Genomic DNA, 20235 nt, shown 5'->3' with positions numbered 1-20235 from the left:
GGCCTTGTCAATTTCTTCAATTGCGGCATCTGATCCGGCACGCCATCAACAGGAACCTCGCAAGGGATGTTCCGCTGCCCTGCATCTGCGCCAATATTCCCCGTCTGCCTTTCCGACGCCTGGAAATCGCAGCTTGTCGCGATGGCCGGACCGGCAAGGTGACCGCAACCGGCGTATCTCCCTCCACACAGCTCCCCAGCCCGGAAGACCGACGCCAACCGCCGATATTGAATTCTGTTCAGACGAATTTCGCTAAATAGCCGAAAGGTGTGGCACTGTCGAGTAAGCCAGCGAAACGCTCGGCTCCATCATCTGGCCCGGCCCGACGGGCCTTTCGGCGCACCAGGCTTGCGTTTGCTCGCCGGCTTGCGGTTGCGCACGCCCCCTCCGTGGATCACGTGCGGCGTGCAACTGCCCGAAATTGCTGGGATTTGAAGCAAACCTGAAACACCGGAAAGCAAAACGTCTTGCAGGTGATCGAAAGCACCGGGGGCGCGGGAGGCACCGCGGGATACTTCCCTCGCGTGTCGCACCGGTCACATCCGCGGCGGACATCTGTCACGGCAACCAGACTGCCATGAAGAAGAACCGGCATTGACCGGCTTCCACAAGGGCATGTTTCCATTCCGCTTTTCAAGACCGGACAGGGTTCCGTGCGCACCGCCGGACCGGCACCTGCTTCAGGCGAGCGGCGCTAGCGGATCAATTTCTGTTTCATTTCTGTCACAACGGCCTCGACGGCCACCAGAAACCGTTCGACGACCCCGGTGTCGATCGCCCCAATGGTCCCGACCCGGAATGTGCCAAGTGCCCGCATCTTGCCGGCATAGATCGCAAAGCCGCGACGGGTAAGCGCATCATAAAACGGTTCGAACCGGTACCAGTCCGCCTCCGGCTCGACAAAGGACACGATCACCGGTGCCTGCAGCCCGGGTTCCAGCGCCGGGCGAAAGCCCAGCCGGCGCATCCCGTCGACGAGCGTGTCACGGTTCTGCCGGTAGCGGGCAAGCCGTACCGCCGGACCGCCCTCATCATCCAGTTCCGCCAGCGCCTCGGCAAGGGCCGCCACCACATGCGTCGGGGGCGTGAAACGCCATTGCCCGTCGCCCAGAAGCGCCCTTGCCTGATCGCGCAGGTCGAGCACGAGCGAGGGGGCCGCGCCGGCACGGGCATCAAGCTCGTCGAGCCGGGCAATCACGAAACCGAGGCCGGGTACGCCCTGCAGACACTTGTTGGACGAGGCCGCCACCGCCGAAAGGCCGAGCTCCGTCATGTCGAGCGGCAACGCACCGAAACCGCTCATGCTGTCGACAAGGAGGCGACGGCCGGCGGCGCGTGTGACCGTCGCGATGTCCTCCAGCGGGTTGAGAAGGCCGGATGTGGTTTCGCAATGCACCGCGGCAACAACGGAGAGACCCGGATCGCCTGCGAGCCGGCGTCGCAGTTCTTCCGGGTCGTGAGTGACGGTCTCGTCGACCTCGTAGATGTCGAAATCCCGGCCAATCCGCCGGCAGATGTCTGCCATGCGCCTCCCATAGGCGCCGTTGGCGAGGATCAGCACACGCTCCGACGGAACCACGAGACTGCCGAGCATCGCCTCCACGGCAAAGGTGCCGCTGCCTTGAAGCGGCACACAGACATGGTCCGCTCCTCCGCCGGCCAGCGCCCGCAGCCTGTCGAGCACCGCCGCGCTGAGCCGGACAAAGTCCGGATCACGCGACCCCCAGTCGCGTTGCATCGCCGCCTTCACTCTCGCACTGGTGGTCAGCGGCCCTGGCGTCAGCAGCACCGGCTCGCGGCACGTGTCCCCGGTCATCAGACGCCACCCTCGCCCAGATGCGCCCGGAACCGGCGCGCAACCTCCGCCGGAGTGATACCCGGACGGCCGAGACCGACGACCTGCTCGGCCGCGACCTTCAGATGCAGGAAGCGCGGTCCCGGTGCGCCAAGCGCTTCCCTCATTGCCGCGACACCGGCTTCCAGCCCGCAGGCACGCGCGGCAAAGCGATAGCCGCAGGCACTGGCTATCGCGGCAAAGTCGACGCCCGGCGAAACCGTCGCCTGGCCACCTGTCGACAGATGGCGTTCATTGTCGAGGACGACATGCGTGAGGCCGGAGGGTTGCTGCGCGCCGATCGTTGCCATGTTGCCCAGCTTCATCAGCGCTGCGCCGTCGCCGTCGAGAACAACGATCTGGCGCTCCGTGTTCAATGCCGCACCAAGGCCCATGGCGCTCGCCCCGCCCATGGAGCCGACACAGTAAAGGTGACCAGGATGGTCCTGCAGCGTGTAGAGCTCGCGCCCCGTATGACCCGTGGTCGCAATCATGCCGGCGCTTTGCGGGACGATCTCGCGAATGGCCGCCAGCAGCTCCATGCGGCGTGCGGGCGCGGCGCCGCCGAAATCGCGCACTTCGACCCTCGGTAGCTGCACCGGGCGCGTCTCATCGAGCGCGCGCGGGGCGAGCGCGCCCTTGGGCTGGACCATCGCCACCACCTCTCCGCTCGCCCGCATGTGAGCAACCGCCGAGGCCAGCGACACTTCCACCTCGCCGAGCGAAACGGGAAATGCAATGCGCCGGGTTCCCACCAGGTCGAGCAGCGGCGCGGTGATCTCGCCCATCAACTCATGCTGCGGTTCGTCCGCGACACCAGGCTCGCCGCGCCACGTGGCGATGACAAGCGTCGGGATCCGGAACGGGTGGTTCAGCGAGGTCAACGGATTGACCGCATTGCCGAGCCCGGAGTTCTGGAACATCACGACGGTCTGGCGGCCGGCGAGCCAGGCGCCGGCCGCTATCGCCACCGCCTCGCCCTCGCTGGTCGCCCCGACATAACGTGCCCCCGGATCGGAGATCACTGCATTCATCAACGGCGTCAGGAAGCTGCAGGGAACGCCGGTGAAGAAATCGATGCCCTGCCGCCTGGCGCCGGCGAGGAAGTCGTCCGCTTCAATCATCGGCTACACCGCGTCCCGTGCCTGGGCAAGGTCCATCAGGTCGTTCACGTTGCGCCAGAAACCGCGCACATAGACGACACCGATGGCCTCTCCCTCGCCCGCCATCACCGTCAGCACGCGGCCGAGATCTGCCTCATCGAGTTCCCCTCTCGCCTCCATCCGCCGGAGCGTTTCCTGAAGCCGCGCCGTGCCCGCCGCGCTGGCCCTCAACAACCCGACCCATTCGCCGTCCCCGTCTCCGTCTACAAAACCGGTCAGGCGCGGCGCATCGGCCTCGAAGCCCGGATCGTCGGTAAAAGGTGCGGTGCATGCGACCGCATCGCGGCCGCTGCGCGTCCCCTCCGCACGCGGATCGACCAACAGGACGATGTCTTCCTGCCGGTCTTCCATCAGTGCCAGAAAGAACGGCCGGTACAGAATATCGCCATAGGAAACGATCGTGTCGGTCGCGGTGGAGCCAAGACCGAGCGCCAGCGAGCGCGCCTCGCCCGTGGTCTGGTGGCCGGGATTGTCGACCTTGGAGATGCCGGCCACATCGACCGCATCGCCCCGGTAACCGACCACGACGCGAATGTCGTCCACCCCGTGCCGCTTCAGCGCCTCGACCTGACGGCCGAGCAACGACTTGCCGCGGACCGGCAACATGCATTTGGGGCGGTCCGCCGTCAGTTCGCCCAGCCCCTCGCCGCGCGTTGCGGCGAGGATCACGGCCCGCGCAGGGCTGGAGGCCGCCAGATAGCGCTTCTCCGCCGCCTCAAGCTCCTGGGCGCCCGCAAGCGAGAAGACGTCCCCAAGCGGGGCAACATCGCTTTCCACCTCGAGCAGCGTCTCCTGCGCCCGCAAGGTCGCGCAGGTCTCCCGCATCGCCTTGATAGAGCTGCGCAGGTTGTGATTGGCCCAGATGATCATCGAGGCGCCGGCCTCGCGCAGCCGGTCCGTCGGCGTGCGGTAGTATTTGGTCGGGATCAGCACGACCGGCACGCGGTTCTCAAACTGCCGGCAGAAGTCCAGGATCTCGTCGGGCGCGCTCTTCTTCGAGTGGATGACGATCGCATCCGCACCCGCATCGGCATAGGCATGCGCGCGCTTCAGCGCCTCGTCGACGCCGCGCCCCGCAATGAGGGCTTCGACGCGGGCCACCACCTGGAAATCCGGATGGCTCTGCGTGTCCTTGCCAGCCTTGATCTTGCCGCAGAACTCCTCGATGTCGGCCAGCGGCTGGTTCTCGCCGAGGAAGGAGTTCGTCTTCGGGAAGACCTTGTCCTCGATGCACACGCCGGCGATGCCCCGCGCGCACAGCTTGCCGACGAAGCGGCGGAAATTGTTGAAATTGCCGTAGCCCGTGTCGCCATCGACCAGGATCGGCAGGCTGGAGGCGTCGGACATGTATTCGAGCATGTCGAGCACCTGCGTCCAGGACAGCTCGTTGTTGTCGCGCACGCCCAGCGACGCCGACATCGACAGGCCGGATGCCCAGATGCCTTCGAAGCCGGCCTCCTCCACGATCTTGGCGGAAAGCCCGCTATGCGCCTCCATCAGGAAGGCGAGCTCCGGACGGGCCAGCAACTGCCGAAGGCGCGTGAATTTCGATATGCCTGCCGTCGCGGCGTGACTGCCGGGCGCTCCGGTATTCGCGTCCATTGGCACCCCTGTCCCCTCCTGCTCCCCCCGGCGACGCAAACCGCCCCGGCACCTCGTCCCTGAGGCGGCTCATTGGTAGCGAAGCCCTGCGGGAAAGGGAAGGCGGCCGGCAAGGAGTTCCAAAGCTGCGAGCAGGCCCGGACACATTCGCGTCCGGGTTCCGGTCCGCCTCGCTGCCCTGTTCAGGCGTTGACGTCGACGACAACGCGGCCGCGCACCCCGCCCTTCAGGATCGCCTTGCCGAGATCGGGCAGGTCCGCCAGCGTCGCCGGCCGGATCATCTGTGCCAACGTCTCCATCGACATGTCCGAGGCGATCCGGTTCCACGCCCGTACGCGATCGCCATAGGGGCGCATGACGGAATCGATGCCGAGCAGGTTGACGCCGCGCAACAGGAACGGGATCACCGTCGCCGGCAGGCCGGCACCGCCGGCAAGGCCCACGGCGGCCACCGAGGTTCCGTATTTCATCTGGCCGAGCAGACGCGCCAGCATCGCCCCGCCGACCGCATCGACGCAGCCGGCCCAGGTCTCGCTCTCCAGCGGCCGCTTGGCCGTCTCCGCCAGGTCCTCGCGCGGCACGATGGTCGCCGCCCCAAGCCCCTTCAGATAATCCGCTGTCTCCGGACGGCCCGTCACCGCAGCAACCTCGTGCCCGAGTGCGGCCAGGAGCGCGGTTGCGACCGACCCGACCCCGCCGGCGGCACCCGTGACGAGCACCGGCCCGCCGCCCGGCTTCAACCCGTGATCCTCCAGCGCCATGATCGCCAGCATGGCGGTCAGGCCGGCCGTGCCCACCGCCATTGCGTCGCGGGTGGTGAGGCCCTGCGGCAAAGGCACCAGCCAGTCGGCCTTCACCCGCGCCTTCTGCGCATAACCGCCCCAGCGCACCTCGCCGACGCGCCAGCCGGTCAGCACGACCCTGTCGCCGGGCGCATAGCGGGGATCAGAGGAGGTCTCGACCGTGCCGGCGAAATCGATGCCCGGCACATGCGGCCAGGCGCGCACCAGCCCGCCGCCTGAGCCGAGGCACAGCCCGTCCTTGTAGTTCAGCGTCGAATACTCGACCGCCACGGTCACGTCGCCCTCCGGCAACCGGTCTTCCCCAATGCTCTGCACGCTTGCCGAGGTCGCGCCGGCCTCGTCCTTCTCGACGATCAATGCGGTGAAAGTCATGGCGTCATCCCTTCTTCCCTGTCCGTCCATTGGTACCGGTCCGCAGCGGGGATGAAAAGCCGGCCGCCTGACCGGTCCTAACGCCCCGGAATGATGTCGAAACGCCAAGTCGTTGGACGCATGACGATGCCGGAGTTATGACCGGGGGGCCGTGACCGGGGCAGACGCACCGGTCTTTCGCTGCAAGGAAGGCCCGTCATGACCGCCCCGCTTTCGCATCTGCGCGTGCTCGACCTCTCCCGTGTCCTCGCCGGCCCCTGGTCGACACAGGCGCTCGCCGACATGGGCGCCGACGTCATCAAGATCGAGCGGCCCGGCAGCGGCGACGACACGCGCGGCTGGGGGCCTCCCTTCGTGGACGGGGGGGCGGCAAGCGGCGAGAGCGCCTATTTCATGGCCGCCAACCGGGGCAAGAAGTCGGTCGCCGTCGACATCGCCAGCGAGAAGGGCCGCGCGCTCATCATCGAGCTGGCCAAAAAGTCCGACATCCTGGTCGAGAATTACAAGGTCGGCGGCCTGAAGAAATACGGCCTCGACTATGACAGCCTTTCGAAGAGCAATCCGGGCCTGATCTATTGCTCGATCACCGGCTTCGGCCAGACCGGGCCATACGCCCAGCGCGCCGGCTACGACTTCATGATCCAGGGCATGGCCGGGCTGATGTCGGTGACCGGCGAACGCGACGCGCTGCCGGGTGGCGGGCCGCAGAAGGCGGGCGTGGCGCTTGCCGACGTGCTGACCGGGCTGAATGCCACCATCGCCATCCTCGGCGCGCTTGCGCACCGCGAGCGCAGTGGCGAGGGCCAGCATATCGACATCGCCCTCTTCGACGTGCAGGTCGCCTCGCTTGCCAATCAGGCGCTCAGCTACCTCGTCTCGGGCAATTCGCCCGTGCGCATGGGCAACGCGCACACCGCCATCGTTCCTTACGAGGTCTTCGCCAGCGCCGACGGCCACCTCATCCTTGCCGTCGGCAATGACGGCCAGTTCGTCCGCTTCTGCGAGGTTGTCGGTCGGCCCGAGCTTGCCGCCGACCCGCGCTTCGCCGTCAACCGGGATCGGGTGAAAAACCGCGAGATCCTCGTGCCGATGGTTGCCGAAATCATCGCCACCCGGACCACCCGCGAGTGGATCGAGGCACTCGAGGCCGCCGCCGTGCCCTGCGGGCCGATCAACACCATCGCGGAAGTGTTCGAGGAGCCGCAGGCGAAGGCGCGCGGGCTGATGAACCCGGCCCTGCCGCATGGCAGCGGCGGCACGGTGCCCGGCGTTGCAAGCCCGCTGCGGTTTTCCAGGACGCCGGTCAACGACAAGGTCGCCCCGCCGATGCTGGGCGAGCACACCCGCGAGGTGCTGGCAAACGTCCTCGGACTGTCCGAAGCCGAAATCGGCACCCTCGAACAATCCGGCATTGTCGAGGGGCGATAAGCGCGGGACTGCCGCAACGGCACTTTTGCTGAAAATGTGTGCAGTTTCCCGATGCGCTGCACAATTGTGCAAACATCCTGTGCGAACGCCTTTTCACCGGGCGGCGCGGTCCGGTCGCCGACCGTGCCGGCAAAGCGAAGCGAATCCAGCCGGTTAAGGTTTCGGTAACATCTGCGGCCGAGTTGGCACGCATCTTGATCCTCTGTGTCCCGGCTCTTCCTCCCGGGGAGACGCGACAGAGGGGAAACAGATGAAAAACAATCGCTCAGGTTCAATCGCCGCACTCGCGCTCGGCGCGCTCATGACCTCCACCGCCTTCACCGGCGCCTTCGCCCAGGAGGAGACCATCAAGGTCGGCATCCTGCACTCGCTCTCCGGCACCATGGCCATTTCGGAGACGACGCTGAAGGACGCCATGCTGATGCTCATCGAGGAGCAGAACAAGAAGGGCGGTCTTCTCGGCAAGAAACTCGAGGCGGTCGTTGTCGATCCGGCCTCCGACTGGCCGCTCTTCGCCGAAAAGGCCCGCGAGCTGGTTCAGGTCAATGGCGTCTCGGCGGTTTTCGGCTGCTGGACCTCCGTGTCGCGCAAGTCCGTCCTGCCGGTGTTCGAGGAGCTCAACTCGCTGCTCTTCTACCCGGTCCAGTATGAGGGCGAGGAGAGCCAGCGCAACGTCTTCTACACGGGCGCCGCTCCCAACCAGCAGGCGGTTCCCGCCGTCGACTACCTGATGAACGAGGAAGGCGTCGAGCGCTGGGTTCTGGCCGGCACCGACTACGTCTATCCGCGCACGACCAACAAGATCCTCGAAGCCTACCTGAAATCGAAGGGTGTGGCCGAGGAAGACATCATGATCAACTACACGCCGTTCGGGCATTCCGACTGGCAGACGATCGTCTCCGACATCAAGTCCTTTGGCTCCGCCGGCAAGAAGACCGCCGTCGTCTCCACCATCAATGGCGATGCCAACGTGCCCTTCTACAAGGAACTGGGCAATGCCGGCATCAAGGCCGAGGACATCCCCGTCGTCGCCTTCTCGGTCGGCGAGGAAGAGCTTGCCGGTCTCGACACCGGCCCGCTGGTCGGTCATCTCGCCGCCTGGAACTACTTCCAGTCCGTCGACACGCCGGCCAATGCCGAGTTCATCTCCGCCTGGAAAGCCTATATCGGCGACGAAAAGCGCGTCACCAACGATCCCATGGAAGCCCACTATATCGGCTTCAACATGTGGGTGAAGGCGGTGGAGAAGGCCGGCAGCACCGACCCGGATGCGGTCATCGACGCCATCGTCGGCGTCTCGGTGCCGAACCTGACCGGCGGTTATTCCGCGATGATGCCGAACCACCACATCACCAAGCCGGTGCTGATCGGCGAGATCCAGGACGACGGCCAGTTCGAGACCGTGTGGGAGACCTCCGGCCTCGTCGTCGGCGATGCCTGGTCCGACTATCTCGACGGCTCCAAGGACCTGATCGCCGATTGGCGCAAGCCGCTTTCCTGCGGCAACTTCAACACCGTCACGGGCAAGTGCGGCGGCTCGGGCAGCTAATCCGGCCACCGCATCCAGAGGGGAGGGAGGCGGACGCCAGATCCGCCTCCTCCTTTGCCCGCCTCTCCCATCTTTACCCGGACAGGCTCCGTGACAGGTTCAATCCCCATGATCTTGACCCAACCCGTTTTCCGGAGATCGGCCGCGCGATCCGGGCTTGCGCAACGCGCCCGCCGGATTGCCGCCGCGTGGACCGCCACCCTTTTCATTCTTCTTGCAGCCCTCGCCGCACCCGGCGGCGCCGCCCTGTCCCAGGAGGTCGACCCGGCCTTGCGGGAACTCGTCAACGCGCTCGCAAAAGGCTCCTTCAGCGACACGGAGAAGCAGGTCGGCAGGCTTGCCGAAACCGGAGACCCGCTGGTCGTCAAGGCCCTTGAAGCCCTGTCCGAGGGCGACCTTTATGTCCGCAAGTCCGACGCGCTGGTCGTGGTCGGCAAACGCTCGGGCGGCGCCTACGCGCTCACCGACCCGCTCACGGGCGCCGATCTCGGCGCCCTTTCCGGCAGCGCCCTCGACAAGATCCGCGTCAACAACCGCTTGCGCCGCTCGATTCGCGCCGCCCTCGGCGGCCTGACCCTGCGCGCCCCGGACCCCGTCATCCGTGCCCAGGCGGCCGAGGCCATCTTCAAGGCCCGCGATGCCGACGCCATCCCCGCGCTCGAAGCCGCCATTGCCGCCGAGACCGATCCTTCAGTTGCCACACTCATGCGCGAGGCCCGTGCCGCCGCGATCCTCGGTTCGGACCGTCCTCTCGACGACAGGCTTGCCGCGATCGAAACCCTCGCCGGGCGAGGCGACCGGGATGCGCTGTCGCTTCTCACCGCCGTGACGAACGGCACGCAGGCCGAGCTTCACGAGGCGGCGGGTGCCGCGATCGCCAGCATCCAGAAGCTCCAGGCCGCATGGGACACCGCCCGCAACATCTGGTTCGGCCTGTCGCTTGGGTCTGTCCTGCTTCTCGCCGCCATCGGTCTTGCCATCACCTTCGGCGTGATGGGCGTCATCAACATGGCACATGGCGAGATGGTGATGCTCGGCGCCTACACCACCTTCGTCATCCAGAACGTGTTCCGCACGCTGGCGCCGGAGCTCTTCGACTATTCGCTTCTGGTCGCCCTGCCGGCCGCCTTTCTCGTCGCCGGCCTTGTCGGTGTCGGCATCGAGCGCGGCATCATCCGGTTCCTGCACAACCGCCCGCTGGAGACCCTGCTCGCCACATGGGGCGTTTCGCTGATCCTGCAGCAGGCGGTGCGCTCCCTCTTCGGCCCGACCAACCAGGAGGTCGGCAACCCGGCCTTCATGTCGGGTGCCTTCGAGATCGGCCAGCTGACCATCACCTACAACCGGCTGTGGATCCTCGTCTTCGCGCTTGTCGTCTTCGCCTCGCTTCTGATCGCGATGAAGTTCACCCGTTTCGGCCTCAACGTGAGGGCCGTCACCCAGAACCGCCGGATGGCGGCGTCCATGGGCATCCGCACGCCATGGGTCGACGCCCTCACCTTTGGCCTCGGGTCCGGCATCGCGGGGATCGCCGGGGTGGCGCTGTCGCAGATCGACAATGTCTCGCCCAATCTCGGCCAGTCCTACATCATCGACAGCTTCATGGTCGTGGTCTTCGGCGGCGTCGGCAATCTCTGGGGAACCCTGCTCGGCGCCATGACGCTCGGCATCGCCAACAAGTTCCTTGAACCCTTCGCAGGCGCGGTGCTGGCCAAGATCCTGGTCCTCGTCTTCATCATCCTGTTCATCCAGAAGCGTCCGCGCGGCCTGTTCGCGCAAAAGGGCCGGGCGGTGGAAGCATGAGCCTTGCGCCTTTCAACCGGAGCCGGAGCGTCCAGCCATGATCTCGCGATATCTTTCCGGCGGGCTGACCGGCGGCCGCCTCGTCCTGCTCCTGGTGTTGATCGCCGCCGCGATCCTCGTCCCGGTGCTCAATCTTGCCCTGCCCGCCAGCCACCCGCTGCACGTGCCGACCTATGCGGTGACACTGGCCGGCAAATACCTGACCTATGCGTTGCTCGCCCTCGCCCTCGATCTCGTCTGGGGCTATTGCGGCATTCTCTCGCTGGGTCACGCCGCCTTCTTCGCACTCGGCGGCTACGCCATGGGCATGTACCTGATGCGCCAGATCGGAACCCGTGGCGTCTATGGCGATCCGCTCCTGCCAGATTTCATGGTCTTCCTCAACTGGCCGGAGCTGCCCTGGTACTGGTACGGCTTCGACGCCTTCCCCTTTGCCCTTGTGATGGCGCTCGCGGTCCCGGGTCTGCTCGCCTTCGTCTTCGGCTGGTTCGCCTTCCGCTCGCGGGTGACGGGCGTCTACCTCTCGATCATCACCCAGGCGATGACCTACGCGCTGCTGCTGGCCTTCTTCCGCAATGACATGGGGTTCGGCGGCAACAACGGACTGACCGACTTCAAGGACATTCTCGGCTTTTCCGTGCAGTCGGACGCCACCCGCGCCGGCCTCTTTTCCGCCTCGGCCCTGGCGCTTGCCGCCGGGCTGGTGCTGGCCATCGCCATCACCGGATCGAAACTCGGCAAGGTGCTGGTCGCGCTGCGCGACGCGGAAAGCCGCACCCGCTTCCTCGGTTACCGCGTCGAGCACTACAAGCTGTTCGTCTGGACGGTCTCGGCGATGATGGCAGGCCTTGCCGGCGCGCTTTATGTCCCCCAGGTCGGCATCATCAATCCGGGCGAGTTCGCCCCGGCGAATTCCATCGAGGCGGTGATATGGGTGGCCGTCGGCGGCCGCGGAACATTGGTCGGGCCGGTCATCGGTGCCGTTCTCGTCAACTTCGCCAAGAGCTGGTTCACCGCCGCCCTTCCCGAGATCTGGCTCTTCGCACTCGGCGCCCTCTTCGTCGCCGTCACCCTTTTCCTGCCAAAGGGCATCGTCGGCCTCTTCAACACCCTGAAGTCCAGGCTTTCCGCCCGCAGAGCACGCAACGCCGCTTCGGGAGGGAACCGGGACAGCGGCATCCCGACAGCGGCCGATGACGCCGTGCAAGGCCAGGCGGCGGAGTGAACAGCATGAGCACACAAACCCCGACCATTCACTCCTCGCTTCTCTATCTCGATGGCGTCAGCGTCTCGTTCGACGGATTCAAGGCGCTCAACAACCTGTCCTTCCTCATCGGCCGCAACGAGATGCGGGCCATCATCGGACCGAACGGGGCCGGCAAGACGACAATGATGGACGTCATCACCGGCAAGACCCGGCCCGACACCGGCACGTTGCGGTTCGACAAGGACATCGACCTCACCCGCCATGACGAGGCGGAAATCGCCGGTTTCGGCATCGGTCGCAAGTTCCAGAAACCCACCGTCTTCGAAAGTCATACGGTCGAAGACAACATCGCGCTCGCGCTCAAGGCCCCGCGCGGACCGTTCGCGACACTCTTCCACCGCCAGGCCCCTGTCGAGCAGGGTAGCATCAATGCCCTGCTCGAGCTGGTGCGGCTCGACAGCCGGCGCGACGATCTTGCCGGCGACCTCAGCCACGGCCAGAAGCAGTGGCTGGAAATCGGCATGCTGCTGGCGCAGGACCCGCAGCTGCTGCTGATCGACGAACCGGCAGCCGGCATGACAGACGCGGAAACGGCAGCCACCGCCGACCTCCTGCGTGACATCGCCCAGACCCATTCCGTCGTGGTGGTCGAGCACGACATGACCTTTGTGCGGGCACTCGATGTCAAGGTGACCGTGCTGCACGAAGGCTCGGTTCTGGCCGAAGGCTCGCTCGACCATGTCTCCTCCGACCAGAAGGTGATTGATGTCTATCTCGGCCGTTGAACCCGGACCGGCGAACGCCTCAGCGATGCTGAGCGTCGAAGCCATTGATCTGCACTACGGCGCGGCCCAGGCCCTGAAGAGGGTCTCGCTCACAGCGGAAGCCGGCAAGGTCACCTGCGTGATGGGCCGCAACGGCGTCGGCAAGACCTCCACCCTTCGGGCGATCGCCGGGCAGCAGGCGATTTCACGAGGCGCCATCCGCTGGAACGGCGAGGACATATCGCGCCTGACGCCCTATCAGCGCGCCCGCAAGGGCATCGCGCTGGTGCCCCAGGGCCGTGACATCTTCCCGCTGCTCAGCGTCCGCGAGAATCTCGAGACCGGCTTTTCCGTCCTGCCGCGCTCGGAACGCCGGGTGCCGGACACGGTCTTCGAGCTGTTTCCGGTTCTGAAGGACATGCTGTCGCGGCGCGGCGGCGATCTTTCCGGCGGTCAGCAACAGCAACTCGCCATCGGCCGGGCCATCGTCATGAAGCCGCGCCTGCTCATCCTCGACGAACCGACGGAAGGCATCCAGCCGTCGATCATCAAGGATATCGGCCGGGCGATCTCGTTCCTGCGCGACACCGGCGAGATGGCGATCATCCTGGTCGAGCAGTATTTCGAGTTCGCCCGCGACCTGGCGGATCACTTCGCGGTGATGGACCGTGGCGAGGTGGTGCTGGCCGGCCCCCGCAACCAGCTTGAGGAGAGCGCCGTGCGCGCCCACCTCACCGTCTGAGCAACACGCCCCGTGTCAACCGCGACCGATGTAAGGCATGGCCGTCGCCATGACGGTCATGAACTGCACGTTGGCCTCCAGCGGCAGGCTCGCCATGTGCAGGACCGAGACAGCGACATTGTCCACCGGCATGACCGGTTCCGAACGCACCGTTCCGTCGGGCTGGGGCACGCCCTCGCTCATGCGAACCGTCATGTCGGAAGCCGCATTGCCGATATCGATCTGTCCGCAGGCGACATTGCAGGACCGTCCGTCGAGGGAGATCGACCGCGTCAGCCCGGTGATTGCGTGCTTCGATGCCGTATAGGCGACAGATCCCGGGCGCGGCACGTAAGCTGAAATCGAGCCGTTGTTGATGATCCGCCCGCCCTGCGGGTCCTGTGCGCGCATCGCCCGGAAGGCACCGCGCGCGATCAGGAAGGCACCGTCGAGATTGACCGACATCACCTTGCGCCAGTCCTCGAAGGACAGGTCGCCAACCGGCGTCCCGAGCACCGTCGTGCCGGCATTGTTGAAGACCACGTCGAGCCGGCCGAACCGGTCCTCGATCGCGGCGAAAAGAGTGTCGACCGCAGCCGGGTCGCTGACATCGCAGGCAACCGCAAGCGCGTTGGCCGGATCGGCGCTCGATTCGGCAATGGCGCTGTCGAGGAGCGCCGCACGCCGACCGGCCAGAACCGTCCGGTACCCCGCCTTGAGAAAGGCGATGGCACAAGCCTTGCCAACGCCTGCCGTCGCTCCCGTCACCAGTGCCACATCCCCCGCACCCGCCATGCTGCTTCCTCCGCTTTGCGTGTCCCGGCACCGCTGGTCACCGGACATCCTTCATTGCCGCTACAATGGACGTGGAGGATCGGAAAACGCAAGTCGCGACGGCCTCTTGGGGAACTTCTGCCCCCTCCCGGGCGAACCGGTCAGCCGAAGTTGCGGGCAACCAGAAAGCCCGCCGTTGCCGAAGCACCGGTCACGAATGTTCCCCAGGCAATGTCGATAAGGGTGACATCGATCGGCCAGTCCCGCAGTGTCGCCAGATTGGTGAAATCATAGGTCGCATATGCGAAGAAGCCGAAAAGGCACCCGTAGAGAAGGGCGTCCTGCCAAAGTCCGGAACGCAATGCCGGTGCAACCGCGAAGATCACAATGCCGACCACATAGACGGCATAGAATGCCCCCGCGACCGCGAAATTGACTTCGTCCGCCATCAGAGTGCCGAGTCGCTCGCGATAGAAGGGCCCTGCGATCCGTGCAAGCCACAGATAGTCGAGACCGAAGAAGACGACGGCTGTGGCGAGGAAGGCGATCGCATGAGACATGGACAAATTCCTTGGGACGGTTCCTTGCGTGACGGCTGCTACCTTTAACGCAGTCCGGAACGTATCGGTTCACTTGGCATCGCAACCTCGGGAACCGCACAGGCCCCCTGCCCGTTGTGTCGGCATCAGCCACGTCATGCACCGGAAAATATCGATCCGGACACCCATTTTCAGCGTAGCCCCTTCACACTCGATTGGAATAATTCTAAATTAACGTTTACGCGCGGCCTTCGTCGCACATTCCGCGTGGTCCGCGAACACGAAAGGAGAGCATCGTATGAAAGGCAGTAAAAAGGTTATCGAAAGGCTCAACGAGGCCCTCTTCCTGGAGCTCGGCGCCGTCAACCAGTACTGGCTGCACTACCGCATGCTTGACGACTGGGGCCTTACCAAGCTTGCCAAGAAAGAGCGCGCCGAATCCATTGAGGAAATGCAGCACGCTGACAAGATCATCGAGCGCATCCTCTTCCTCGAGGGCCACCCGAACCTGCAGAAAGTAGCGCCGCTGCGCATCGGTCAGGATGTCAAGGAAGTCCTGGAGTCCGATCTTGCAGGCGAGCACGACGCCCGTGCCTCCTACTCCAAATCGCGCGACATCTGCCATGACGAGGGCGATTACGTCTCCATGAAACTGTTCGAGGCACTCCTGGCCGACGAGGAAGGTCATATCGACTTCCTCGAGACCCAGCTCGAGCTGCTCGACAAGATTGGTGTGGAGCGCTACTCGCTGCTCAACTCCGGATCCGCCGACGAAGCCGAGTGAACCACGCATTCACGAACCGTCACGCATTCAACCGCCGCGCAACTCGCGCGGCGGTTTTTTTCGCGCCTGATGCGCCGAAAACCGCATAAAGGGCAGAAATAAAAAAATACAACCCCAACAGGTATTCCCGGTCTATGCTGTGGCACACCCACGCAGGCAGAAGGAACCGGGGGCATGGCACTTCAGCCGGGTTTCGATTTCACCGAAGCAACCGCGATGATCGCCCTGTCGCAGGCAATCTATGGCGTACCGGCGATCCCCGCCCCCACGCCGGACCCCCGCGCCCTCGGCTGGTCGAAGGTCGACAGTCTGTCCCCTTCCGCCCCCACCCTGCTCGACAATCTCTGGCAGGTCTGGCGCAACGACGCCAGGCCCGGCCAGTATGCGATCGTCGTGCGCGGCACGGTTGACACCGAGGCAAGCATTCTCGCCGACCTGCTGTTCCCGCTGGTTGACGCCCGTCTCGATCTTGCGATCAGGGCCGGCGGGGTGAAACTCGACTTTCCCTTCCACCTCGCCCGGGACGAAACGGGCAGCGCTGTTGTCGCAGGCACGCATCTGGGCTTCAGTCTCAGCCTTCTTCTGATGTTGCTGACGACGGATCGCCCGCTTCTTGCCACGCTGGGCGAACTCTCGCTTGACCCGCAGACAGAGATTTTCGTCACCGGGCACAGCCAGGGCGCCTCCATCGCGACGTTGCTGACCTCCTTCATCCGGCATGCATCCGGCATCATTTCCGGAATATCCGGCTTGTCTTGCAAGACCTATGTCTTCGCCCCGGCCAAGCCCGGCAACGACCATTACGGATACGATTACGCCTTTGTCGCCGGCATCAAGGGGCTCGGCTGGACAATCGCCAGCACGCAAGGCTGGGTGCCGGAGGTTCCATTCACGCTCCAGGGGCCTGGCGATCTCGACACGCCCAACCCCTTGCATGAATATGGTGGCTCGCGATCCTCTTTTGTCGATCCGCGCATCGCCGCGCTCTGTGCGAGCGTGGAACCGGCTGTCGAGGCCGCCCGCCTGCAAGCCGTTGCCCATGCACTCGATGTCGCAAGCGACCTCAAGGCGAGGCTCTTCCGCGAAGACACCGTATCGGAAACCATTCTTCCCGGCCGCTCGCAAAGCCTCCGGCTCGACGGGGCGTCGGTGGCCAGCACGATCGACGGCATGCTCTCGCGTATCCAGCTCTCGTTGAACTTCGCCACTGCCGGGTCCCTGGTCCCGCTGTTTGCGGTGCCCGGAGCCAATCCGGCCGACCCCAAGGACTTCTTCTGGCAGCACCATCTGGGCAACTACTGGATCTACCTGCAGGAGCAATACGCGCCAAACCGGTCTCTCTCGTGAGAACGCTTGTCATTGCCCCCGCCGCCCGGCACTCTCCCGCGCAGGCACTGAAAAGGTCTTTGGGAGGACTTGGGGAAATGCACAAGCTCGGTTTCGGTCTCGCGCTGGCGCTCGGCGCGATGGTCACACTCACGTTGCCGGCCCGCGCCGCATGTCCGGACGATGCCGCAATCGAGGCGTTCCTCACTGACCGTGCCGCCGCGCGGCCGACCACCGCGCCTGTTGCGGCCGGCGGGTCGATCGCCGATGCGCTGTGCGCGCAGACCAACATAGTCGCCCGCCTGTCCGCTGACCTCGGGCCGGTGGTCGGCTACAAGGCAGGCCTCACCTCGCCAAAGTCACAGGAGGTCTTCGGCGTCACCGAGCCGGTCTTCGGCACGCTGCTCAAGGGCATGCTTCTGGAACCCGGCGCAAGTGTCAGTCCGTCCGAGGCCGTCCGCGCGCTTTTCGAGGCCGATCTGGTCGTCGAGATCGCCGACGCGGCGGTGAACGAGGCCTCTACGCCCGAAGAGGTTCTGGCCGCGATCGCCGGCGTCCGCCCTTTCCTGGAGCTTCCCGCTCTTCTTGTCGGCAAGGACGAGAAACTCGACGGCGCGGCGATTACCGCCATCAATGTCGGCGCCTGGCACGGTGTCATGGGCGAGTTGATCGTCCTGCCTCAGGGCGCGGAAGGCGTCGCGATGCTCGCCGACTTCACCGCCCGCCTCACCGACGATGCGAGCGGCGAAACGCTCTCGGCCGCTCCCGGCAAGGCGGTTCTCGGCAACCCGCTCAATGCAGTGACGTGGATCGCCGGCGTTCTCAAGGCCCAGGGCAAGGCGCTGAAGCCGGGAGACCTCGTCTCCGTTGGCTCCATCGGCCCGCTCCACCCGATGAAACCGGGCATGAGCGTGACGCTGACCTATGAGGGCCTGCCCGGCACTCCGAAGATTGGCGCGTCCTTCAAGTAGGTCTTGCCGCCCGGTCGCTGTCAGACGGGCCCGGCGTCCCGGGCCCCTGGCTTTTTCAGCGCTTCTTCTTGTTGAAGGCCGCAGCGAGGGCCGCGGCCATCGCGCCATCGCCCCCGCCCTGCGAGGCGCTGCCACCGGAGCGCCCTCCGCCCTTCGGGCCGCTCCCCTTGGGCCCGCCGACACCGGGCCCGCCTCCTCGGGGCTTGTCTCCCCTTGTCCCGTCGCCGCGACGCCCGCCTCTCGGGTCGTCGTCACGTGGATTGCGGCCCGCTCCCGCGCCGCGCGCTCCCGGCTGGCCGGCGTCCGCCCCGCCATCCTTGCGCATCGTCAGGGCAATGCGCTTGCGCGCCATGTCGACCTCGATCACCCGCACCCGCACGATGTCGCCGGCCTTCACGATTTCCGCCGGATCCCGGACGAACCGGTCGGCGATCTGCGACACATGGACAAGCCCGTCCTGATGAACGCCGATATCGACGAAGGCACCGAAATTCGTGACATTGGTGACCGTGCCCTCAAGACCCATGCCCGGCTTGAGGTCGTTCATCGTCTCGATGCCCTCGGCAAGCCGTGCCGTCTTGAATTCGGGTCGCGGGTCGCGTCCCGGCTTCTCCAGTTCCGCCAGGATGTCGCGCACCGTCGGCAGGCCGAAGGCCTCGTCGACGAAATCGGCCGGGTCGAGCGTCTTCAGCAGTCCCGCATTGCCCATGACTTCGGAAAGCGGCCTTCCGCATGCCTTCACGATGCGACTTGCCACCGGATAGGCTTCCGGATGCACCGATGAGGCATCGAGCGGATTGTCTCCACCTGGAACGCGCAGGAAGCCGGCGCATTGCTCGAAGGCCTTGGGCCCGAGCCTTGCGACCTTCAGCAGCGCCCTGCGGTCGCGAAACGCGCCATTCGCCTCGCGATGCGCGACAATCGCCTCCGCCAATCCTGCGGAAAGGCCCGAGACCCGGCCAAGCAGGGCAACGGATGCGGTGTTGAGATCGACGCCGACGGCGTTCACGGCATCCTCCACCACCGCGTCGAGCGAACGGGCAAGCTTGGTCTGGTTGACGTCATGTTGGTACTGACCGACGCCGATGGACTTGGGTTCGATCTTTACAAGCTCCGCCAGCGGATCCTGCAGCCGGCGCGCGATCGAGGCCGCGCCGCGCAGCGATACGTCGACATCGGGAAGCTCGCGCGCGGCAAGCGCGCTGGCCGAGTAGATCGAGGCTCCGGCTTCGTTGACGATGACCCGCGTCAACCGCGCTTCGGGAACCTCCGTCATCAGTTCCGCGACAAGCCGGTCGGTCTCCCGGCTCGCGGTGCCGTTGCCGATGGCCACGAGCGTGGTTCCGTGCCGGGCGATCAGCGCCTTGAGCACCGCCTTTGCACCCGATACGTCGTTGCGAGGCTGGAACGGATAGACGGTCGCCGTCTCCACCAGCTTGCCGGTGGCATCGACAACGGCCACCTTGACGCCGGTCCGGATGCCGGGATCGAGACCGAGCACCGCCTTGTGGCCGGCGGGCGCCGCCAACAACAGGTCCTTCAGATTCCGGGCAAAAACGTGAATGGCTTCGTCCTCGGCCCGCTCTCGCAGCGTGTTCATCAGGTCGAGTTCCAGATGCAGCGACAGCTTCACCCGCCAGGCCCAGCGCGCCGTTTCTGCAAGCCACTTGTCCGCCGGCCGGCCTCGCACCTCGATGCCGGCGGCATGCATCACCATGCGCTCCACGGGCCGCACCGGGTCGCTATCCTCCTCGTCGACCACGAGTTCCAGAGCCAGCACGCCTTCATTGCGTCCGCGCAGCAGCGCCAGCGCGCGGTGGCTCGGCACATCGGCCCACTTCTCGCGATAATCGAAATAATCGGAGAACTTGGCGCCCGCCTCTGCCTGCCCGTCGACAACCCGCGATCGCAGCACCCCGCCGCGCGCCAGATGGGAGCGCAACCGCCCGACTAGGGCAGCGTCCTCGGAAAACCTCTCCATCAGGATCTGCCTGGCCCCATCGAGGGCCGCCTTCTCGTCGGCAACTCCCTTCTCCGCATCGACGAACCGGGCCGCTTCCTTCTGCGGATCACGGGAAGGATCGCCGAGAAGCGCATCCGCCAGAGGCTCGAGCCCCGCCTCGCGGGCGATCTGTGCCTTGGTCCGCCGCTTCTTCTTGAAGGGAAGATAGAGATCCTCGAGCTGCGCCTTGGTATCGGCGGCGAGGATCTTCGCGCTCAGGTCCGCATCGAGCTTGCCCTGCTCCTCGACGGATTTCAGGATCGCCGCACGCCGCTCCTCCATCTCGCGCAGATAGGTGAGCCGCTCCTCAAGCGTGCGCAGCTGGGTGTCGTCAAGCCCTCCGGTCGCCTCCTTCCGGTAGCGTGCGACGAAAGGCACGGTCGCCCCGCCATCCAGAAGTTCCACCGTCGCTGCGACCTGCTCCGGGCGGCAGGAGAGCTCACCCGCGATACGGCCGGCGATCTTCGCCGCCACCGCCGGCGGCAGGAATGCCTTCGTGCCGGGAGAAGAAGGGGAAGCCGGAGCCTCCGGGGCATCGGTATGGGAATCTGTCATGCGGGGCATCCGTACGAGCTGGGGCGCCACCTTGGCGA

The 20235-nt window shown here is 65.6% G+C and carries 16 protein-coding genes; 9 read left to right on the top strand and 7 right to left on the bottom strand.

What is annotated here, in order from left to right; genetic code table 11:
• Nucleotides 1–694: 694 nt before the first annotated feature.
• The 4 genes from ACN0T5_RS01865 to ACN0T5_RS01850 all read right to left on the bottom strand — a co-directional run bounded on the left by ACN0T5_RS01865 (nucleotide 695) and on the right by ACN0T5_RS01850 (nucleotide 5774).
• The gene (locus ACN0T5_RS01865) at nucleotides 695–1816 is read right to left on the bottom strand and encodes a 2-aminoethylphosphonate--pyruvate transaminase (protein ID WP_417766915.1); all 1122 of its coding nucleotides are present in this window, start codon (nucleotides 1814–1816) and stop codon (nucleotides 695–697) included.
• Nucleotides 1816–2958, bottom strand: a complete 1143-nt coding sequence (aepY, locus tag ACN0T5_RS01860; RefSeq protein ID WP_417766914.1) for a phosphonopyruvate decarboxylase — start codon at nucleotides 2956–2958, stop codon at nucleotides 1816–1818. The genes ACN0T5_RS01865 and aepY overlap by 1 nt, the downstream gene beginning before the upstream one ends.
• Nucleotides 2959–2961: 3 nt before the next feature.
• A complete protein-coding gene (aepX, locus tag ACN0T5_RS01855; RefSeq protein WP_417766913.1) occupies nucleotides 2962–4599 on the bottom strand; it encodes a phosphoenolpyruvate mutase in 1638 nt (545 codons plus the stop codon).
• Nucleotides 4600–4781: 182 nt separating this feature from the next.
• Nucleotides 4782–5774 carry an MDR family oxidoreductase gene (locus ACN0T5_RS01850; RefSeq protein ID WP_417766912.1) on the bottom strand — a complete coding sequence of 331 codons (993 nt, stop codon included), beginning with the start codon at nucleotides 5772–5774 and terminating at the stop codon, nucleotides 4782–4784.
• A 198-nt stretch (nucleotides 5775–5972) separates the two neighbouring features.
• On the opposite strand from ACN0T5_RS01850, the gene ACN0T5_RS01845 reads away from it, so the two are divergent.
• The 6 genes from ACN0T5_RS01845 to urtE all read left to right on the top strand — a co-directional run bounded on the left by ACN0T5_RS01845 (nucleotide 5973) and on the right by urtE (nucleotide 13267).
• Nucleotides 5973–7202 carry a CaiB/BaiF CoA transferase family protein gene (locus tag ACN0T5_RS01845; protein ID WP_417766911.1) on the top strand — a complete coding sequence of 410 codons (1230 nt, stop codon included), beginning with the start codon at nucleotides 5973–5975 and terminating at the stop codon, nucleotides 7200–7202.
• Between the two features lie 250 nt (nucleotides 7203–7452).
• Nucleotides 7453–8751: an urea ABC transporter substrate-binding protein gene (gene urtA / locus ACN0T5_RS01840; protein WP_417766910.1), complete on the top strand. Its 1299-nt coding sequence runs from the start codon at nucleotides 7453–7455 to the stop codon at nucleotides 8749–8751.
• Between the two features lie 108 nt (nucleotides 8752–8859).
• The gene (gene urtB / locus ACN0T5_RS01835) at nucleotides 8860–10554 is read left to right on the top strand and encodes an urea ABC transporter permease subunit UrtB (protein ID WP_417766909.1); all 1695 of its coding nucleotides are present in this window, start codon (nucleotides 8860–8862) and stop codon (nucleotides 10552–10554) included.
• A 37-nt stretch (nucleotides 10555–10591) separates the two neighbouring features.
• Entirely contained in the window at nucleotides 10592–11779 is a 1188-nt protein-coding gene (urtC, locus tag ACN0T5_RS01830; protein WP_417766908.1) for an urea ABC transporter permease subunit UrtC, read from the top strand.
• Between the two features lie 5 nt (nucleotides 11780–11784).
• Nucleotides 11785–12546: an urea ABC transporter ATP-binding protein UrtD gene (gene urtD, locus ACN0T5_RS01825; protein WP_417766907.1), complete on the top strand. Its 762-nt coding sequence runs from the start codon at nucleotides 11785–11787 to the stop codon at nucleotides 12544–12546.
• A 25-nt stretch (nucleotides 12547–12571) separates the two neighbouring features.
• Entirely contained in the window at nucleotides 12572–13267 is a 696-nt protein-coding gene (gene urtE / locus ACN0T5_RS01820; RefSeq protein ID WP_417766906.1) for an urea ABC transporter ATP-binding subunit UrtE, read from the top strand.
• A gap of 15 nt (nucleotides 13268–13282) precedes the next feature.
• On the opposite strand, the gene ACN0T5_RS01815 is transcribed toward urtE, so the two are convergent.
• Together ACN0T5_RS01815 and ACN0T5_RS01810 are read right to left on the bottom strand one after the other, a co-directional pair.
• Entirely contained in the window at nucleotides 13283–14041 is a 759-nt protein-coding gene (locus tag ACN0T5_RS01815) for an SDR family oxidoreductase (RefSeq protein ID WP_417766905.1), read from the bottom strand.
• Between the two features lie 140 nt (nucleotides 14042–14181).
• On the bottom strand, nucleotides 14182–14580 hold the full coding sequence (locus ACN0T5_RS01810) for a DUF2177 family protein (protein ID WP_417766904.1): 399 nt from the start codon (nucleotides 14578–14580) through the stop codon (nucleotides 14182–14184).
• 277 nt (nucleotides 14581–14857) lie between these two features.
• On the opposite strand from ACN0T5_RS01810, the gene bfr reads away from it, so the two are divergent.
• The 3 genes from bfr (at nucleotide 14858) to ACN0T5_RS01795 (ending at nucleotide 17640) form a co-directional block, all read left to right on the top strand.
• Nucleotides 14858–15343 (top strand): bacterioferritin, encoded by a 486-nt coding sequence (gene bfr / locus ACN0T5_RS01805; RefSeq protein ID WP_417766903.1) that lies wholly within the window; start codon nucleotides 14858–14860, stop codon nucleotides 15341–15343.
• 174 nt (nucleotides 15344–15517) lie between these two features.
• Nucleotides 15518–16690, top strand: coding sequence for a lipase family protein (locus tag ACN0T5_RS01800; protein ID WP_417766902.1), 1173 nt, complete (start codon nucleotides 15518–15520; stop codon nucleotides 16688–16690).
• A 77-nt stretch (nucleotides 16691–16767) separates the two neighbouring features.
• Entirely contained in the window at nucleotides 16768–17640 is an 873-nt protein-coding gene (locus tag ACN0T5_RS01795; protein ID WP_417766901.1) for a 2-keto-4-pentenoate hydratase, read from the top strand.
• A gap of 55 nt (nucleotides 17641–17695) precedes the next feature.
• On the opposite strand, the gene ACN0T5_RS01790 is transcribed toward ACN0T5_RS01795, so the two are convergent.
• Nucleotides 17696–20197 (bottom strand): Tex family protein, encoded by a 2502-nt coding sequence (locus tag ACN0T5_RS01790; RefSeq protein ID WP_417766900.1) that lies wholly within the window; start codon nucleotides 20195–20197, stop codon nucleotides 17696–17698.
• Nucleotides 20198–20235 lie beyond the last annotated feature (38 nt).

The organism is Stappia sp. (assembly GCF_048261845.1).
In the GTDB taxonomy this organism is placed as follows: domain Bacteria; phylum Pseudomonadota; class Alphaproteobacteria; order Rhizobiales; family Stappiaceae; genus Stappia.
This window is presented reverse-complemented; position numbering and strand designations above follow the sequence as displayed.

Bases quoted from the DNA above. Each gene is read 5' to 3' on its own strand.
- urtC (WP_417766908.1), top strand. From the start codon at position 10,592: ATGATCTCGCGATATCTTTCCGGCGGGCTGACCGGCGGCCGCCTCGTC.
- ACN0T5_RS01795 (WP_417766901.1), top strand. From the start codon at position 16,768: ATGCACAAGCTCGGTTTCGGTCTCGCGCTGGCGCTCGGCGCGATGGTC.
- urtE (WP_417766906.1), top strand. From the start codon at position 12,572: ATGCTGAGCGTCGAAGCCATTGATCTGCACTACGGCGCGGCCCAGGCC.
- ACN0T5_RS01850 (WP_417766912.1), bottom strand. From the start codon at position 5,774: ATGACTTTCACCGCATTGATCGTCGAGAAGGACGAGGCCGGCGCGACC.
- urtB (WP_417766909.1), top strand. From the start codon at position 8,860: ATGATCTTGACCCAACCCGTTTTCCGGAGATCGGCCGCGCGATCCGGG.
- urtD (WP_417766907.1), top strand. From the start codon at position 11,785: ATGAGCACACAAACCCCGACCATTCACTCCTCGCTTCTCTATCTCGAT.
- ACN0T5_RS01845 (WP_417766911.1), top strand. From the start codon at position 5,973: ATGACCGCCCCGCTTTCGCATCTGCGCGTGCTCGACCTCTCCCGTGTC.
- urtA (WP_417766910.1), top strand. From the start codon at position 7,453: ATGAAAAACAATCGCTCAGGTTCAATCGCCGCACTCGCGCTCGGCGCG.
- ACN0T5_RS01790 (WP_417766900.1), bottom strand. From the start codon at position 20,197: ATGACAGATTCCCATACCGATGCCCCGGAGGCTCCGGCTTCCCCTTCT.
- bfr (WP_417766903.1), top strand. From the start codon at position 14,858: ATGAAAGGCAGTAAAAAGGTTATCGAAAGGCTCAACGAGGCCCTCTTC.
- ACN0T5_RS01800 (WP_417766902.1), top strand. From the start codon at position 15,518: ATGGCACTTCAGCCGGGTTTCGATTTCACCGAAGCAACCGCGATGATC.
- ACN0T5_RS01810 (WP_417766904.1), bottom strand. From the start codon at position 14,580: ATGTCTCATGCGATCGCCTTCCTCGCCACAGCCGTCGTCTTCTTCGGT.
- aepX (WP_417766913.1), bottom strand. From the start codon at position 4,599: ATGGACGCGAATACCGGAGCGCCCGGCAGTCACGCCGCGACGGCAGGC.
- aepY (WP_417766914.1), bottom strand. From the start codon at position 2,958: ATGATTGAAGCGGACGACTTCCTCGCCGGCGCCAGGCGGCAGGGCATC.
- ACN0T5_RS01815 (WP_417766905.1), bottom strand. From the start codon at position 14,041: ATGGCGGGTGCGGGGGATGTGGCACTGGTGACGGGAGCGACGGCAGGC.
- ACN0T5_RS01865 (WP_417766915.1), bottom strand. From the start codon at position 1,816: ATGACCGGGGACACGTGCCGCGAGCCGGTGCTGCTGACGCCAGGGCCG.